Consider the following 15923-nt stretch of genomic DNA (forward strand, 5'->3'; position numbering starts at 1 on the left):
CCGTCAACCGACCCGCTCGGGCCCGCTCCTCGCGAACGACCGAAGTAACTGGGATAGAGAAGTAATAACCCTTTTGTGGCCCTCAAACGACCCTACACAAAGTATGACAACTCTCGTGAGAGACGTTGGCGAGACGGTCGAGTCGACCCCCGATGCTCCCGCGATCGTCTACGACGGCCGGACGCTGACCTACGAGCAGTTCTGGACGCGCGCCGGGCGGTTCGCGACGGCGCTCGAAAACAACGGCATCGGCGAGAACGACCGCGTCGGCATCTATCTCCCGAATCTCCCCCAGTTCGTAACGGCGTTCTACGGGACGCTGCGCGCCGGCGGCATCGTCGTCCCGATGAACCCCCAGTACAAGGCCCGCGAAATCGGTCACCTGCTGGGCGACAGCGGCGCGAAAGCCGTCGTCTCGCTCGCGGACAACGTCTCCAACGTCGTCAACGTGCTCGACGATACCGACGTCGAACAGGTCGTCAGCGTGGGTGGCGATGTCGACGGTGCGACCGCCTTCGACGAGTTCCTCGCGGACGAGACTAACGCGGTCGTCGACCGGGCCGACGACGACGTGGCAGTCCAACCCTACACCTCGGGGACGACCGGGACCCCGAAGGGCGTCCTGCTCACGCATCAAAACATCCGCTGGACGACCAAGGCCAACGCCGACGTACCCCACGGCGGCTTCCAGGCCTCGGACCGACTCGTCGGCACGCTGCCGCTCTTTCACATCTACGGCATGTCCGTCGTGATGAACGGCGCGATGTACAGCGGCGGGGCCTACTACCCCGTTCCCGAATGGGACGCGACGACGGTGATGGACCTCATCGAGACTGAGGAACTCTCCATCATGTTCGGCGTCCCGGCGATGTTCAACGACATGATCAACCACTCCGACGCCGCGGCGTACGACCTCGATTCGCTTCGGTTCGTCAACTCCGGCGGCTCGAGTCTTCCGCGAGACGTCCTCGAACGCTTCGAAGACCGCTTCGGCGTCGAACTCTACGAGGGCTACGGTCTCACGGAGACCAGCCCAGTCACCCACGCTAACCGCGAGGGCGCACGCCGCAAGGGCAGCATCGGCACGCCGCTCGACGGCCCCGGCGACACGAGCGTCGACGCCAAGATCGTCACCGAGGATTTCGAGCCCGTCCCACGCGTCGACGAAGGTCCGATCGACGAAGAGGAGGCGGATCTGCACGAAATCACCGGCGAACTCGTCATCTCCGGACCGAACGTGATGAAAGGCTACTACGAACTGCCCGAGGCGAACGACGAGGCCTTCACCGAGGAAGACGGCACGCGCTGGTTCCACACCGGCGACATCGGCTACTGGGACGAGGACGAGTTCTTCTTCGTCGTCGACCGCGAGAAGCACATGATCGTCACCGGCGGCTACAACGTCTACCCGCGCGAGGTCGAAGAACTGCTCTTCGAACACGAGGACATCGCCGACGCCGCCGTGGTCGGCGTGCCGGACGAGCGCCGCGGAGAGACCGTCAAGGCGCTGGTCGTGCCGACGCCCGACGCCGACGCGACGCCCGAGGAGATCAAAGCCTACTGTCTCGAAAACCTCGCGGAGTACAAACACCCCCGCGAAGTCGGGTTCGTCGAGACCCTTCCGCGGACGACGACGGGAAAAGTCCAGAAGTTCAAGATCCGCGACGGAGACTAGCCGCCTCGCGACTACTCGCCTCGCGACGACCGCGCTGAACTCGAGTTGCCGACCGTTCGCCTGTGGCACCGTCAGTTACGAGTATATGACAACGGAGTTAGTTTACAACGGTTGCTTATCGACACCAATCGTTTGCAGCGTTTGAGATCATCGAAGCTATTTTGTGACTCGCCGGTGAGCATCGGATATGGCTTTCAGTCTATCCGACGAGCACGAGGCGATTCGTGAGGCCGTTCGCGAGTTCGGCGAGAACGAGATGAAGCCGGTCGCAGAAGAGTACGACCGCGAGGGGAAGTACCCGCTCGAACTGCGCGAGAAGGCCGCCGAGTACGATTTCGTCGCGCCGGGCATCCCGATCGAGTACGGCGGGGCCGGCATGGACAAGATCTCGAGTACGATCGTCACGGAAGAACTCTGGCGCGCCGACCCGGGTATCGGCTCGGCCGTCGGTTCCGCCGGCTTCGGGACGAACATGATCGTCGAGTTCGGCGACGAGTGGATGAAAGAGGAGTGGCTCCCGAAGATCGCGGGCGGGGAGATAGCCTCCTGTTCGATGATTTCCGAACCCGCACACGGGTCGAACGTTGCGGGTATCGAGACGGTGGCTGAGAAGGACGGCGACGAGTTCGTCCTGAACGGGAACAAGATGTGGATCACGAACGGCACGGTCGCCGATATCGGCGTTCTGATGGCCAAAACCAGTCCTGACGAGGGCCACCGCGGGATCACCGCGTTCCTCGTGCCGATGGATTCCGACGGCATCTCGACGGACAAGATCGACAACAAACTCGGCATCCGCGCCTCAGATCTCGCGGAGGTCGTCGTCGACGACGTCCGCGTTTCGGAAGAGAACGTCATCGGCGAGGTCGACGAGGGCTTCTACCAGCTCATGGAGTTCTTCGCCTCCGGCCGGACGAGCGTCGCCTCCCAGGCGGTCGGTGCCGCACAGGGCGCGCTCGACGCCGCGATCGAATACGCCGGCGAGCGCGAGCAGTTCGGCCAGAAGATCAAGGACTTCCAGGCCATCGAACACAAGCTCGCCGAGATGGCGACCCGCGTCGAAGCGGCGCGCTCGCTGACCTACCGGGCCGCGACGGAAGTCGAGCAGAACAACCAGGACATCGCCGCGCAGTTCTCGAGCATGGCGAAGCTGTTCGCCAGCGAGATCGCGGTCGAGGTCGCCGACGAGGGCATCCAGGTCCACGGTGGGTCGGGCTACGTCACGGACTACCCCGCAGAGCGTTACTACCGCGACGCCCGCATCACGAAGATCTACGAGGGAACGAGCGAGATCCAGAAGAACATCATCGCAGATCAGTTGCTGTAGACGGTTTTTCGCTCCGTTTGCTTCGTTCTCCTCGGTTCTTTGTGTTCTCCGTTTTCGTCAGGGCGCAGGAACGCTGAACTCGACCGCAGCCCCCTGTCCGTAGCCGACGCACATCGTCGACAGGCCGAGCCCGCCGCCGCGCTTTCTGAGTTCGTGAATCAACGTCACGGGCAGTCGCGCGCCCGACGCGCCGAGGGGGTGGCCAAGCGCGATCGCGCCGCCGTTGACGTTGAACTCGTCGTCGTCGAAACCCAACTCCTCCTGGCAGTAACGCGTCTGGCTGGCGAAGGCCTCGTTGAGTTCGACGAGGTCGTAGTCGGCCGCCGAGCGGCCGTTTCGCTCCCAGATGCCCCGGACCGCCGGCACCGGACCGATGCCCATCACTTCGGGGTCGACGCCCGCAACCTCGTGGTCGCCGACCTCGGCCATGATCTCCAGGCCGTGGTCTTCGGCGAACGCGCGGCTCGTGAGCATGACAGCGGCCGCGCCGTCGGAGATCTGGGAAGCGTTGGCGGCGGTGACGGTACCGCCTTCCTCGAAAGCGGGCGGCAGCCCCGAGATCGTCTCTCGGGTCGTACCGGGACGGAGCCCTTCATCCTCCTCGACGACCTGCTCTCCGGTATCGATCGGAACGATCTCGTCGTCGAAGCGACCCGCTTCGCTCGCCTCGCAGGCGCGTTGCTGGCTGCGAGCGCCGTAGGCGTCTTGCTCCTCGCGGCTGATGTCGTATCGGCGAGCGACGGTTTCCGCGGTCTGGCCCATCTGGAGATCCGCGGCGTCGTACTGGGCTGCAATGGCGTCGTAGGACCCGATTCCCTTCCGGCGCTCGTTGCGGGTCATGTTCTCGACGCCGCCGGCGACGATGACCTCGCGCTGGCCGGCCCGGATGGCGTCGCTCGCGCTCATGATCGCCTCGGCCGAGGAGGCACAAAGCCGGTCGATGGTGGTTCCCGGCACGCTCTCGCCCAGGTCCGAAGCGAGGGCGATCACGCGGGCGAGGTTGTTGCTCTGCTCGTCGACCTGCTTCGCACAGCCCCACCGGATGTCGTCGACGTCGTCACCCGCGAGCCCGGTGCGCTCGAGCATCGTATCGACCAGCGGCACCGAGAGTTCGGCGCTACCGGTGTCGGCGAAGACACCGCCCTGTTTACCCTGTGGCGTCCTGACTGCTTGTACGACTACTGGTGGGGTGTCGCTCATCGGTTGTCACAGGGTTTCAGGGGGAGGGGTAAAGTCGCTCCGTTCTCGGCGAGATCCTCTCGCCCGGCCGCTGTCTACACCCTTTCGGTGTGTGAACAGGAACGCTTTTGATCAATTCCTGTGTGGGTTTGACCATGCAAGTCACAGTGCTCGGAGCCGGGAGCATGGGCCACGGAATCGCACAGGTCTCGGCGATGGCGGGCTACGATGTCGTCCTTCGGGACATCGAGTCCGAACTCGTCGAGAAGGGTCTCGAAGGAATCCGCGAGAACCTTCAGGGCGGCGTCGACCGGGACAAGGTCACCGAAGACGAAATGGAAGCGACGCTCGGACGCGTCGAGGGCACGACCGACCTCGCCGCGGCCGTCGCCGACGCCGAACTCGTCGTCGAAGCCGTCCCCGAGGATATGGATCTAAAGCAGGACGTGCTCTCGGCGGCGGAAGCCGAAACCGGCGAGGAGACGGTGATCGCCTCGAACACCTCCTCGCTCTCGGTGACCGAGATGGCGAGCGCGCTCGACCGACCCGAGCGCGTCGTCGGCCTGCACTTTTTCAACCCGCCGCACCTGATGGACCTGGTCGAGATCGTGATCGCCGAACAGACCGACGACCGAACTGAAGCGTTCGCCGTCGACTACGTCCGCGAGATCGACAAGGAGGACGTGGTCGTCCGCGACAGCGCCGGCTTCGCCACCTCGCGACTCGGTCTCGTGACTGGACTCGAGGCCATCCGAATGGTCGAGGAAGGCGTCGCCAGCCCCGCAGATATCGACGAAGCGATGAAACTCGGCTACGGCTACCCCATGGGCCCGATCGAACTCGGCGACCACGTCGGACTGGACGTGCGCCTGCACATCGCCGAACACCTCCGCGAGGAACTCGGCGAGCGGTTCAAGCCACCGCAGGCGCTGCGCCGGAAGGTCCGCGCGGGCAACCTCGGCAAGAAATCCGGCGAAGGCTTCTACGTCTGGGAGGACGGCGAACGCGCCGGCATGAGCGGTGACTGGGGTGAAGACGATGCGTGAGGACGACCTCGCCGCACTCGATACCGAACTCGAACTGGTCTCCGTCTCGGTCGGCGAGCACGCCGAGAAGGTCGGAACGATCGCCATCGAACGTCCCGACGCCCGGAACGCACTCAACGGCCAGGTCCGAACCGAACTGAAAGAAGCCGTCGCCGCCGCGGAAGCGGACGACGCGGTGCGCGTGCTCGTCCTCACCGGCGGCGAGGGTTCGGGCGCGTTCGTCGCCGGCGCGGACGTCACCGAGTTCAAAGATCGCGGCCTCGTCGAGCAGCGCGAAGCCAGCGAGCGCCCGCGGGTCTACGAGAGCGTCGATGACGCGTCGATCCCCGTCATCGCGCGGATCAACGGCCACGCCCTCGGCGGCGGTTGTGAACTCGCACAGGCCTGCGACGTTCGTATTGCAGCGGCGGGGTCGAAGCTCGGCCAGCCCGAGATCAACCTCGGCCTCATTCCGGGCGGCGGCGGCACCCAGCGGCTCGCCCGCCTCGTCGGCGAGGGCCAGGCGATGCGGCTGATTCTCTCCGGTGAACTCATCGACGCCGCGGAGGCGAAGGAAATCGGCCTCGTGGATCAATGCTACGAGGAAGAGGAACTGGACGACGGCGTCTATGAACTCGCGAGTTCAATGGCCGCGAAGAGTCCGATTGCACTCGAGTTCGCCAAGAACGCGGTGAAGGCGAGTTCGCGGATGGGACTCGAGGAGGGGATCGAGTACGAATCGGAGCTGTTCGTCCAGTTGTTTGCGACCGAAGACAAAGATGAAGGAATCGGGGCGTTCCTCGAGAGTCGCGACCCGGAGTTCACGGGCGAGTAGTACATCGACGCAACTAGTTCGGTAAGTGAGTGGAACGTAATCTAATCGGGAATGAGATATTTTAGTTCATCCATTTGATTTCGACTGGAAGTGGGGAACTGATGCGCTGTCGGTTCTGGGGACGGCGCTATCGAGACCCAAGAGACCGGGAGTAGACCGGCGAATGGGCGCAATTGAACACAGTGTAAATTCTGCTTGAGCGTGCCAATAGTGGTACAGTAGTTGTTTCACTGAGTTCCAGTATCGGGAATCCACGCAAAACCATAGTGAGCGAACATATGATCGGAGATGGTAGATCTACGGGAGAACGCTAGTGCGGAAGTGATCTGTTCGGCCGCTCGCTTCGCGCGGCGATGCTGCCCGAGCGATTCGTGGTACCACCGGTCTCACCGTGCCCGAAACCGCTTCGGGCACATACCGACGCGACAAGGGGCACATCCGGGGAGTATCCCCGTTCCGTGGCCGAGCAGAGACTTGGGATATTTCGAATCGCTCGGCGTCATAGCGGCTTATTCGCTGTATAATAAACCCAGAATAGCCACGATGAACGATCGATGAATCTGCTCTGTCGGTCGTCACTCTCTCCACGTCAGCGGTCGAACGCGCGGACGAGTTCTCCGACAGAACAGCGTGATCACGGGTCTCTTTTCGCCGCCATCGACGGGCGCTCGATCGTCGCTGCGTGCCTTCGGGACGCCGGCACCGTAGTGGCATCACTGGTGGCGTCGACGTCGAAAGTCGTGGGCGAGTGCACGCTGGGAGTCGGGGCGCCGGATGGGTCGGTCACCGTCGAGTCGGACGACACCGAATCGCGACGATTGCACCAGAACGCATGAAACGGAGCATCACGAGCGGATTTCTCTCGATCGTCAGTATCAAATTTCTCCTGATCAGCCTCGACTTTCTCTCGTCACCGCTTTTGACACGATTCCTGGGCAAGGGATACGGTGACTACGCAGTTCTGATGTCGATATTTGCGATCTACATGATCTTCGTTAGTTCGGGCGTCGGTGACGGCGTGCGAAAGTACGTCGCAGAGGAACGCGACAGGGACCACTGGGACGAACACGTCGTCGGGTTCTACCTCCGCCTGGCGATCCTCCTCGCAGCGGTCGGGTGTTTCGGGCTCGCTCTCGCGGTCCAGACCGGGTTCGTGACCGCCCGACTCGGAACGTCGTACCGGACGTACTTTTATCTCCTCTCGCTGCTCGTGTTCACCTCCCAGTTCCGCGAGTACACGCGGCGGACGCTCATGGGATTCGGTCTCGAGCGCTACTCCGAGCCGCTGCTCTTCCTCGATAAAATCCTGTTTATCATCGTCGGCGTCGGCCTCGCGTCCCTCGGCCACGGCGTCCCTGGAGTCCTGATCGGTCATATGGTCGGCGCGGTCACGACGTCGATCGTCGGAATCGCACTGATAAACCGGACGGTATCGCTGCGGACCGCGCTCACCCGATTGCCGCCCAAGGACTTCCCGCGCCGTGAACTGTTTACCTTCAATGCGCTCAGTATCGTTCTCATCCTCTGTTTGACGTCACTCTACGAACTCGACGTCATGATGCTTGGAGTGCTCGGAACGACGCAGGAAACCGCCTACTACAAGATTTCGCTCACGATCGCGGAGTTCCTCTGGATCGTCCCGTTGGCGCTGCAGAACGTGCTCTTGCACTCGACCTCGAACATCTGGTCGAACCACGACCGCGAACGGATCGACTCGATCGCCGCCCGCGTCACCCGATACACGCTGTTGTTTACGTTACTGCTCGCGATCGGCATCGGCTCGCTCGCCCCGGTCGCGCTACCGATCGTGTATCCCGCCGAGTACATCGCGAGCTACGTCCCGATCCTCCTGTTGCTTCCCGGCTGCGTCGGGTTCGCGCTTGCGCGGCCGATCCTCGCGATCGGACAGGGCAAGGGCGACCTTCGCGTCCTTATCGCCTCGACCGGCGCAGCGGCAGTTGGCAACATCGTACTCAACGGGCTGTTGATCCCCCGATACGGAATGTACGGTGCCGGCGTCGCAACGAGCCTTAGCTACGGATTCATGTTCGTGTTTCACGTCTGGAGCGCCAGAGAAATCGGATTCGACCCGGTCACCGGTGCGCGAATTCCGCAGGTCGTTTTCGCGGGCGGGCTCGCTGCAATTCCGATCGGTCTGCTGGCACGAGTTCTCGGCGATTCGTTCCTCTCGCTGGCCGTCGTCCCGCCCGTCGGCGCGGCGGTCTTTCTCGCGGCCGCGCTCCTCGTCGGCGCACTCGACGTAGACGAGATCATCGTCGTCCTCGAGGCCGCCCCGGACCCGATCGGTGCACTCGGCTCGACTCTCCGCGCCGAACTCGATGTCGGTGATACCGACCGCGAAGCGGACGGCGAGACGACGATGGCCGACGGTGACGACGGTGTGTCGCCCCAGACCACCCCCTCCGCTGACAACCGACGCGAGACTGAAACGAGTTCCGCCGGCACGGGAGGGCAGTCACAAACGGCTGTGCAAGCGACCGACGAGTTCAGTGGCAGCGAGAGTGGAAGTGACAGCGGCAGTGGCGCAGAACGGACGATGCTGACGAACCGGAACTGGAACCAGCTCGGTGACGCGACGACGACGATCCACTCACAGGCCCTGTCTGATAGCCGCACGGACGCATCGGCCGCTGAAGAGGGACAGCGACTGGAGGAACGAGAACGAGAACGAGAGCAGGAACAGGAACGAGAACGGAACGCAGCGCCGGCGGACGGTTCAGCGTCGGATGCCGACGTGCACGAGCGACTGGAGACGCTCGAAACGGGGATCGAACGGCAGAACGACCGGCTCGAGAGTCAGCGACGGACGATCGAGCAGTTGATCGATGAACTCCGGCGAGGGCGGTAACGGGTTCGTGTCGCCGCGACGAGTGGGACAGGAACAAGCGCGGTTCAGTCAGCCGCTATCGGCTTCGCAGAACGCGAGTCGCCAGTTCGAGTCGTCCGTGAGCCGTCTTCCGGAGCGGGTCCAGTCCAGCGGCGGCTCCCCGGCCGGTCGGGAAACGTGTGTCGACGACGAGGTGACCCACTTCAGCGGCGCTCGCTGATCGCTGTGGAATCCCCGCGCTCGTAGCACCGACTGGGGGATCACCGATCCGGGCGCAGCGATAACGTCCGCGTCCCGGTTTTCTCGAACCACCGCGTCGAGAAGTGCAGCCAGTCTAGCCCGCCGAGATGAACTCGTCCCCTTCGCGAGCGGGAGGACATCGGCGATTCGGACGGTCGTCGGACCGTTCGTTCGGTCCCGGCGGCCGTAAACGACCGCCGCAACGGGCGCTTCGCCCCGAGTTGTGACGATCGTTCGGTACGTCCAATGGGGATTTGCAAAACGCCACTCGTAGAACGTCTCGTCGCGGACGACGTGAAACTCCGGAATCGTCTCGGACGACGCCAGCGTCGCGAGCAGCGAGGCCGGCACGTGATCGTACCGCGAGAGTTCGATCGCGTCGCTCGAATCGGCGAGCCGATCCCGAATCGAGACGTACCCGCTCGCCAGCGACCGGACGACCGGCTCGACGGGCGCGAGTCGCGACAGCCACGCGGTCGGGTTCTGGAGGCGGTAGAACGTCTCCCGGTCGCTGACGACTTGCCAGCCGAGTTTGAGGTTCCCCGGAAGCGACCGGTGATTCGGGAAATTGAAGAATACATCCGCGTCATCGTACCGGTTGATCGCCCGCTCGGTCAGCCGCGTGAACAGCCCCTGTCGCTGGTGTTCGGGACGGACCATCGAATCGCACGGCTGAAAGGCGCTGAACTCGTCGTCGCCCGCAGCGAGACGGAGCGGGAAGAACGCTCGTGCACCGACGAGTTCGTCGCCTCGCCGTGCGACCATGATCGGGACGGAGTCGACGTACGGATTCCGTTCGTACTTCCACGCGAACCAGTCCTCGCCCATCCGTCCGCCCAGCACGTCGGCGAACAGGTCGAGAAACGCGTCCCTGTCGGCCGGTTCGTACTGTCGAATCTCGTACGGGTTCGGATCAGTCATCGGCAGCCATTCCGTTATGGAAGGGTCGTGGATTTGTGTCGCGGGCGACTCTCGCGTCGCACCCTGTCGGCGACCGTGGCCATCGTTTCGACGCGTACGTCGTCCGTCCGCCGACGGCGGTCGATGTATCGGATAATCGACCGCAGCCGCTGGTAGTGAGCCGGCGTTTGGAGATTGTGAGGATGAAGCCACAGGTGCAAGACGCCGTCGGTTCCCGCAACGCGGTCGACCCCGAATTTCACTTGTCTAACTACGGGATCTTCTCCGAACGCGGAAAACGGTTTCTTGTACTCCGCGTCGAAGTTGAACAGGTAGATCGACGCCGGAACGTTGACCAGACCGTACTCGTCGACGTACGGGTCGACGACCGGGGGTGTCGGTTTGCCGACCACGGCGCTCGAGACTTTCGTCAACTGTCGGACCAGGGTGCTCTGTGAGTCGCGCAACCGATTCGTGCCGCGATAGCAGTCGAATCCGTGCGCTTCGAGGGTGTCGCGGTGTCGAATTCGATTGACGGGGAAGACGAACGATGTCAGGTCGTGACCGCGTCGTTCCGCGGCCTGAACGCAGTTTTCGATCTCTCGCGTCGCGAACTCCTCGTCCATCCGCTCGTGGTCGAAATGAACGTGTGTGAAGCCATGGCCGGCGATTTCGTGGTCGACGGCGGCGGTTTCGATCTCGCGGACGAGTTCGGCCCCACACCAGATATCGTTCGCAGCGAGTCCCTCGACCGACTCCTGGCAACAGCGTTCGCCGGCGGGGTGATTCCGATGGGCGGTAGAACACGAGTTCAAGAACAGATGCCCGGTCACCGCCCACGTAGCCGGGATTTCGTAGGTATCGAAGAGTTCACAGAGGCGACGCCAGTTCCGCCGGGTGTCCTGCAGAAACGACTCCGAGACGGCTTCATCGTGGAATCCCCAGCCGAGTTCCGCGTCGAGAGAGAGAACGATCGTTCCCATCGGATCACGTGAGCGGGCCGGGCGTGGTCGCTGCTCGGAACTGAACTCGCATCGTCTGGCAGGACAACGAGAGAGACTGGGTTCGGTTCGTCCTCGTCGCGTAACGTTGGCGGCTCATTCTGATGGAAACGTTGATACCGCCGCCTATAGTACCTCAGACGTTAAATTGAGGATTATATCGTCCTACAAATATTGTCCATCTGAACCCGACTAGAGTGGCCGAAAGTCGCCCAAACTAATCAGGTTTCGTATGGTAGTTTGAACCCGAAGTCGAGAGCCACAACTGCCGGTTCGAGCGCGTCACGTTCGTCTGTGTTCGACGGAATCGACCGGTTGAACCGCTAGTTACTACTAGTTATGGCTGTTGTCATCGCCGTCCGTTGTTCGTGGCAAATCTGTTCACCGCAGCGACTGCGGCGGCACGAGTCGATGTTTCACTTTCGAAATGGTTGGATCACCACGGATATCGACACCCCGTCCGTGGAGACGTCGACCGGACCGCTCGGACGGTCTCCGTTTGCAAAGGACGACGATTTAAGCCGCCACCGGGCAAGGGACAGATATGTCCCTGGAGCCGAGTGCCGACCCGGCCGCCGACCGGCGCGCGACTTACGACTACCGGAGTTCGGACGTCGATCGGCCGGCGCTGGTCGACGACCTCATGCGGCTCGTCACGTGTGAGATACGGGCGGATACGTATTCTCGACAGCTCTATGCGACCGATGCGAGCGCCTACGAACTAACGCCGATCGCCGTCGCGTTTCCGGAGTCGACCGCCGATGTCGCCGGCATCCTCGAGTACTGTGCCGAACGCGAGATTCCAGTCTTGCCCCGGGGTGGCGGGACGAGTCTCGCCGGACAGACGGTCAATCGCGCCGTCGTGCTCGATTTCACGCGGCACATGAACGAGATTCTGGAGATCGACCCCACCGGCCGAACGGCGACCGTCCAGCCCGGAACGATTCTCGGCACCCTGAACGAGGCACTCGCGCCCCACGACCTCAAGTTCGCACCCGATCCCGCCTGGGGAGACAAAAGCGCCATCGGCGGTGCGATCGGGAACAATTCGACCGGCGCGCACTCGCTCACCTACGGGAAGACCGACGCCTACATCGAGTCCGTCGAAGCCGTCCTCGCCGACGGCACCGTCACCGAGTTCGGCGCGGTTACGCGCGCCGAAATCAACGACCGCGCCGACCCGGAGGGCGATCTGGAAGCCCGGATCTACGCCGAGGTGGCGAGGATTCTCGACGAGGATGCTGAACTCGTCGACGAGACGTATCCGGACCTGAAGCGAAACGTCTCGGGGTACAACCTCGATCGACTGGTCGCCGAGTACAGAGGAGAAACGCTTCCCAGCGGCGAGGAGACGGGTGAGCCGGGAACGGTGAACCTCGCGCGCCTGCTCGCCGGCAGCGAGGGCACGCTCGCGATCGTCACCGAGGCGACCGTCTCGCTTGAGTCGGTTCCCGAGACGAAGGCGGTCTCGCTGCTTTGCTACGCCGACCTCCACCAGGCGATGGCGGAGGTCGAACCGATCCTCGAGCACGACCCCGCGGCCGTCGAGGTGTTAGACGACGTGCTACTCGATCTCGCGCGAGAGACGGCCGAGTTCGGCCCCGTCACCGAGATGCTCCCCGAAGGAACGAACGCCGTCCTCCTCGTCGAGTTCTACGCGGACGACGCGGCCCACGGCCGCGAGCAGGTCGCCGGCCTGCTCGCCGATCGCTGTCCGGACGCGGCGGCCGAGGGTGAGCCGGCAGCCGATGCACCGCAGACCGACGCCGAGCACCGCGCGATCGACGCGCTCGAAGCCTACGACGACGCGGAGCGCACGAAGCTCTGGAAACTGCGCAAATCCGGCCTGCCGATCCTCCTCTCGCGGACGACGGACGAAAAGCACATCTCGTTCATCGAGGACACCGCGATTCCGCCCGCGCAACTCCCGACGTTCGTCGAACGGTTCGAGGAAATTTTGGAGAACCACGACACCTACGCAACGTTCTACGCCCACGCCGGCCCCGGCGTATTGCACGTGCGCCCGCTCATCAACACGAAGACGGAGGTGGGACTCGACCAACTCCACGGCATCGCGGACGCCGTGACCGATCTCGTGGTCGAACTCGGCGGCTCGGTCTCGGGCGAGCACGGCGACGGCCGCGCGCGCACCCAGTGGAACCGCAAACTCTACGGCGACGAACTGTGGGAGACGTTCCAGGAGCTGAAGACCGCCTTCGACCCCGACTGGATTCTCAACCCCGGCCAGGTCGTCTTCCGCGAGGACGATCCCACCGACCTCCGAGAGCACTTGCGGTTCGACCCCGACTACGAGTTCGATTCCGGCTTCGATCCCGAACTCGAGTGGGACAACGACAACGGGATGCAGGGGATGGTCGAACTCTGTCACGGCTGTGGCGGCTGTCGCGGCGAGCAGGAGACGACCGGCGGGGTGATGTGTCCGACCTACCGGGCAAGTCAGGAGGAGATCACGGCGACTCGCGGGCGGGCGAACGCGCTTCGCCAGGCGATGAGCGGCGAGATGGATCGGGGCGAGGCCGTCTCGGACGAGTTCGTCGAGGAGGTGATGGACCTCTGTATCGGCTGCAAGGGCTGTGCCGTCGACTGTCCGAGCGAGGTCGACATGGCGAAGCTCAAGGCGGAAGTGACACACGAGTACCACCAGCGAAATGGCGCGTCGCTGCGTGACCGGCTCTTTGCGAACGTCGCGACGCTCTCGAAGTGGGGCTCGCGGCTCGCGCCGCTGTCGAACGCCGCGACATCGGTGCCGGGTGCGCGCAAACTGCTCGAGGCGACGGTCGGCATCGATTCGAACCGGTCGCTCCCGACGTTCGAGCCGGTGACGTTCCGGGAGTGGTTCGCGAATCGCGGCGGCTCCCGCATCGCCGAGCGAGAGGCCGAGCGCAAGGCGGTCGTCTACCCCGATACGTACACCAATTACAGCAACCCCGTCGCCGGGAAGGCCGCGGTTCGCGTGCTCGAGGCCGCGGGCGTCCACGTGACGGTTCCGGGCGAACTCGACGACACGGGCCGGCCGGCGTTCTCGAAGGGGTTCCTCGAGAAGGCCCGAACGACCGCCCGCGAGAACGTGGCGGCGCTCTCGCCGCTCGTCGCCGACGGCTGGGACGTCGTCGTCATCGAGCCTTCCGACGCGGTCATGTTCCAGTCGGACTACCTCGATCTGCTCTCGAGCGACTCCGCGGAGCGACTCGCCGGGGCGACCTACGGCGTCTGCGAATATCTCGATGCCTTCCGCCTGGACGAGACGATCGAATTCGATGACAGGTCGACCGACCGGTCACTGACCTACCACGGCCACTGCCACCAGAAGGCGACGAAAAAGGACCACCACGCCGTCGGCGTCCTCCGCCGGGCGGGCTACGCCGTCGACCCGCTGGACTCCGGCTGTTGCGGGATGGCCGGCAGTTTCGGCTACGAATCCGAACACGGCTCGATGAGCGACGCTATCGCGTCGATCCTGTACGAACAGGTCGCCGACAGCGACGGCGAGCGCGTCGTCGCCCCCGGCGCGTCCTGTCGCACCCAACTCGAGAACCGACCGACGGCGACCGAGAAGCCGCCGACGCCGATCGAACTGGTTGCAGCGGCGCTCCCGTAACGGGCCAATCCGGGCCGACTCGAGCGGAACTGGATCGCCGTCGTCGGCGTGGTCCGCACGGACAAGCGCTTCGGCGCCGTTCTTCGCGGGCGGGCACTACGTCACGGTCGCTGAAATGACGCGCTACTCACCGTCGGCCCCTGCGTTGGAGGCGATAACGATGTCGTCGTACCGCGCGCCGGTCTGTTTCAGCGTCTCCGTCGAATAGAGTCGATCGTGGTCGACGGGGAGGTACTCCGTCGCGAGTTCGTCGATCTTCTTCTCGACGGCTGCGGCATCGCGGCCATGGATCATGGTAAACAGGTTGTACGGCCAGTCCTGTGCCGGTCTGCGGGGTCGGTGGTAACAGAGCGTGACGTAGGGTAACCCGCCGGCGCGCTCGCCCCAGGCGTCGAGTTCGTCGTCGGGCACGTCCCAGACGACCATGCAGTTGGCGTCGAAGCCGGTGACGACGTGGTTGATGATACAGCCGATGCGTTTGATGCAGCCGTTCGCCTGGAGTCGCTCGATGGCCTCGAGAACGTCCTGGGTCGGATAGCCGAGTCGCTCGGCCACGTCGCGGTACGGCGTCGGCGAGAGCGGAAAGCCGTCCTGGATGGCGAGCAACAGGTCGGCCTCGAGTTCGGAGAGCGAGCCGGTGGCCTCCTCGCTGATGCGGGTAGCCGAGGTGTCCGTTCTGGTCGTCAGCGACTCGCGAGCGAAGCGATCGGTGTTGACGACGGGGAACTCGAGGTCGATGTAGTAGTCCGTGAGCATCGGGAGGTTGAGCACCGAACAGCCCGTTCGCTCCTCGATTTCCGTCAGGATGGCGTCGCGCCGAGCGCGGGAGCCGGCAGTGACGACGAACCAGATGTTCCACTCGTGATCGCGGGCGTAGTTGTGATTGACCTGGCGGAACTCGTTGATGGTCGCCGCGATTTCGTCGAAGCGGTCCTCGGGTGCCCGCACCGCGGCGAGCGTCGAGGAGCCGATGACGGGCGGGTTGAGTACGGCACCGAAGCGGCGGACGATACCGGCGTCCATGAGCGTTCGGACGCGGTCGACGGCGGCCGTTTCGTCGATACCGAGTTCTGCACTCACCTGTTGGAACGGACGCTCCTCGATCGGGAAGCCGCTCTGGTAGCCGTCGATCAGCGCCGCGTCGATATCGTCGATGGCGTCGCGCCAGTCCCCCGCCGGAGTGGTCATTGGCGGATCTAGGGAAACGGGACCCGTATCGCTTTCGGGTCGGCCTCGATGGCGCACCATTCGTCTCCGAGACGGAGAGTCATCGA

At 63.9% G+C, this 15923-nt stretch carries 10 protein-coding genes; 6 read left to right on the forward strand and 4 right to left on the reverse strand.

Annotated elements, in window-relative coordinates:
* The first annotated feature begins 103 nt into the window (after positions 1-103).
* Both C480_RS06015 and C480_RS06020 read left to right on the forward strand, forming a co-directional pair.
* Positions 104-1675 (forward strand): long-chain-fatty-acid--CoA ligase, encoded by a 1572-nt coding sequence (locus C480_RS06015; protein WP_006664731.1) that lies wholly within the window; start codon positions 104-106, stop codon positions 1673-1675.
* A gap of 187 nt (positions 1676-1862) precedes the next feature.
* Positions 1863-3002, forward strand: coding sequence for an acyl-CoA dehydrogenase family protein (locus C480_RS06020; RefSeq protein WP_006664732.1), 1140 nt, complete (start codon positions 1863-1865; stop codon positions 3000-3002).
* Positions 3003-3059: 57 nt separating this feature from the next.
* Here the strand turns inward: C480_RS06020 and C480_RS06025 are convergent, their stop codons facing one another.
* A complete protein-coding gene (locus C480_RS06025) occupies positions 3060-4202 on the reverse strand; it encodes a thiolase family protein (protein WP_006664733.1) in 1143 nt (380 codons plus the stop codon).
* Between the two features lie 134 nt (positions 4203-4336).
* Here C480_RS06025 and C480_RS06030 point away from each other — a divergent pair, with 134 nt between their 5' ends.
* The 3 genes from C480_RS06030 to C480_RS06045 all read left to right on the forward strand — a co-directional run bounded on the left by C480_RS06030 (position 4337) and on the right by C480_RS06045 (position 8910).
* A complete protein-coding gene (locus C480_RS06030; RefSeq protein WP_006664734.1) occupies positions 4337-5227 on the forward strand; it encodes a 3-hydroxyacyl-CoA dehydrogenase family protein in 891 nt (296 codons plus the stop codon).
* Positions 5220-6041 carry an enoyl-CoA hydratase/isomerase family protein gene (locus tag C480_RS06035; protein ID WP_006664735.1) on the forward strand — a complete coding sequence of 274 codons (822 nt, stop codon included), beginning with the start codon at positions 5220-5222 and terminating at the stop codon, positions 6039-6041. The genes C480_RS06030 and C480_RS06035 overlap by 8 nt, the downstream gene beginning before the upstream one ends.
* An 832-nt stretch (positions 6042-6873) precedes the next feature.
* Complete coding sequence (locus C480_RS06045) at positions 6874-8910, forward strand: lipopolysaccharide biosynthesis protein (protein ID WP_006664737.1); 2037 nt, start codon at positions 6874-6876, stop codon at positions 8908-8910.
* A 48-nt stretch (positions 8911-8958) separates the two neighbouring features.
* On the opposite strand, the gene C480_RS06050 is transcribed toward C480_RS06045, so the two are convergent.
* Both C480_RS06050 and C480_RS06055 read right to left on the reverse strand, forming a co-directional pair.
* Positions 8959-10050 carry a GNAT family N-acetyltransferase gene (locus C480_RS06050; protein WP_006664738.1) on the reverse strand — a complete coding sequence of 364 codons (1092 nt, stop codon included), beginning with the start codon at positions 10048-10050 and terminating at the stop codon, positions 8959-8961.
* 14 nt (positions 10051-10064) lie between these two features.
* The gene (locus C480_RS06055; RefSeq protein ID WP_006664739.1) at positions 10065-11012 is read right to left on the reverse strand and encodes a polysaccharide deacetylase family protein; all 948 of its coding nucleotides are present in this window, start codon (positions 11010-11012) and stop codon (positions 10065-10067) included.
* Positions 11013-11574: 562 nt separating this feature from the next.
* Here C480_RS06055 and C480_RS06060 point away from each other — a divergent pair.
* On the forward strand, positions 11575-14649 hold the full coding sequence (locus C480_RS06060; protein ID WP_006664740.1) for an FAD-binding and (Fe-S)-binding domain-containing protein: 3075 nt from the start codon (positions 11575-11577) through the stop codon (positions 14647-14649).
* Between the two features lie 123 nt (positions 14650-14772).
* Here the strand turns inward: C480_RS06060 and ahbB are convergent, their stop codons facing one another.
* On the reverse strand, positions 14773-15837 hold the full coding sequence (gene ahbB, locus C480_RS06065) for a siroheme decarboxylase subunit beta (RefSeq protein ID WP_006664741.1): 1065 nt from the start codon (positions 15835-15837) through the stop codon (positions 14773-14775).
* Positions 15838-15923: the final 86 nt, after the last annotated feature.

This window comes from Natrialba aegyptia DSM 13077 (assembly GCF_000337535.1).
Classification (GTDB): Archaea; Halobacteriota; Halobacteria; order Halobacteriales; family Natrialbaceae; genus Natrialba; species Natrialba aegyptia.

Excerpts from the sequence above, each read along its gene's own strand:
- C480_RS06015 (WP_006664731.1), top strand. The coding sequence starts at position 104 with ATGACAACTCTCGTGAGAGACGTTGGCGAGACGGTCGAGTCGACCCCC.
- C480_RS06020 (WP_006664732.1), top strand. The coding sequence starts at position 1,863 with ATGGCTTTCAGTCTATCCGACGAGCACGAGGCGATTCGTGAGGCCGTT.
- C480_RS06025 (WP_006664733.1), bottom strand. The coding sequence starts at position 4,202 with ATGAGCGACACCCCACCAGTAGTCGTACAAGCAGTCAGGACGCCACAG.
- C480_RS06030 (WP_006664734.1), top strand. The coding sequence starts at position 4,337 with ATGCAAGTCACAGTGCTCGGAGCCGGGAGCATGGGCCACGGAATCGCA.
- C480_RS06035 (WP_006664735.1), top strand. The coding sequence starts at position 5,220 with ATGCGTGAGGACGACCTCGCCGCACTCGATACCGAACTCGAACTGGTC.
- C480_RS06045 (WP_006664737.1), top strand. The coding sequence starts at position 6,874 with ATGAAACGGAGCATCACGAGCGGATTTCTCTCGATCGTCAGTATCAAA.
- C480_RS06050 (WP_006664738.1), bottom strand. The coding sequence starts at position 10,050 with ATGACTGATCCGAACCCGTACGAGATTCGACAGTACGAACCGGCCGAC.
- C480_RS06055 (WP_006664739.1), bottom strand. The coding sequence starts at position 11,012 with ATGGGAACGATCGTTCTCTCTCTCGACGCGGAACTCGGCTGGGGATTC.
- C480_RS06060 (WP_006664740.1), top strand. The coding sequence starts at position 11,575 with ATGTCCCTGGAGCCGAGTGCCGACCCGGCCGCCGACCGGCGCGCGACT.
- ahbB (WP_006664741.1), bottom strand. The coding sequence starts at position 15,837 with ATGACCACTCCGGCGGGGGACTGGCGCGACGCCATCGACGATATCGAC.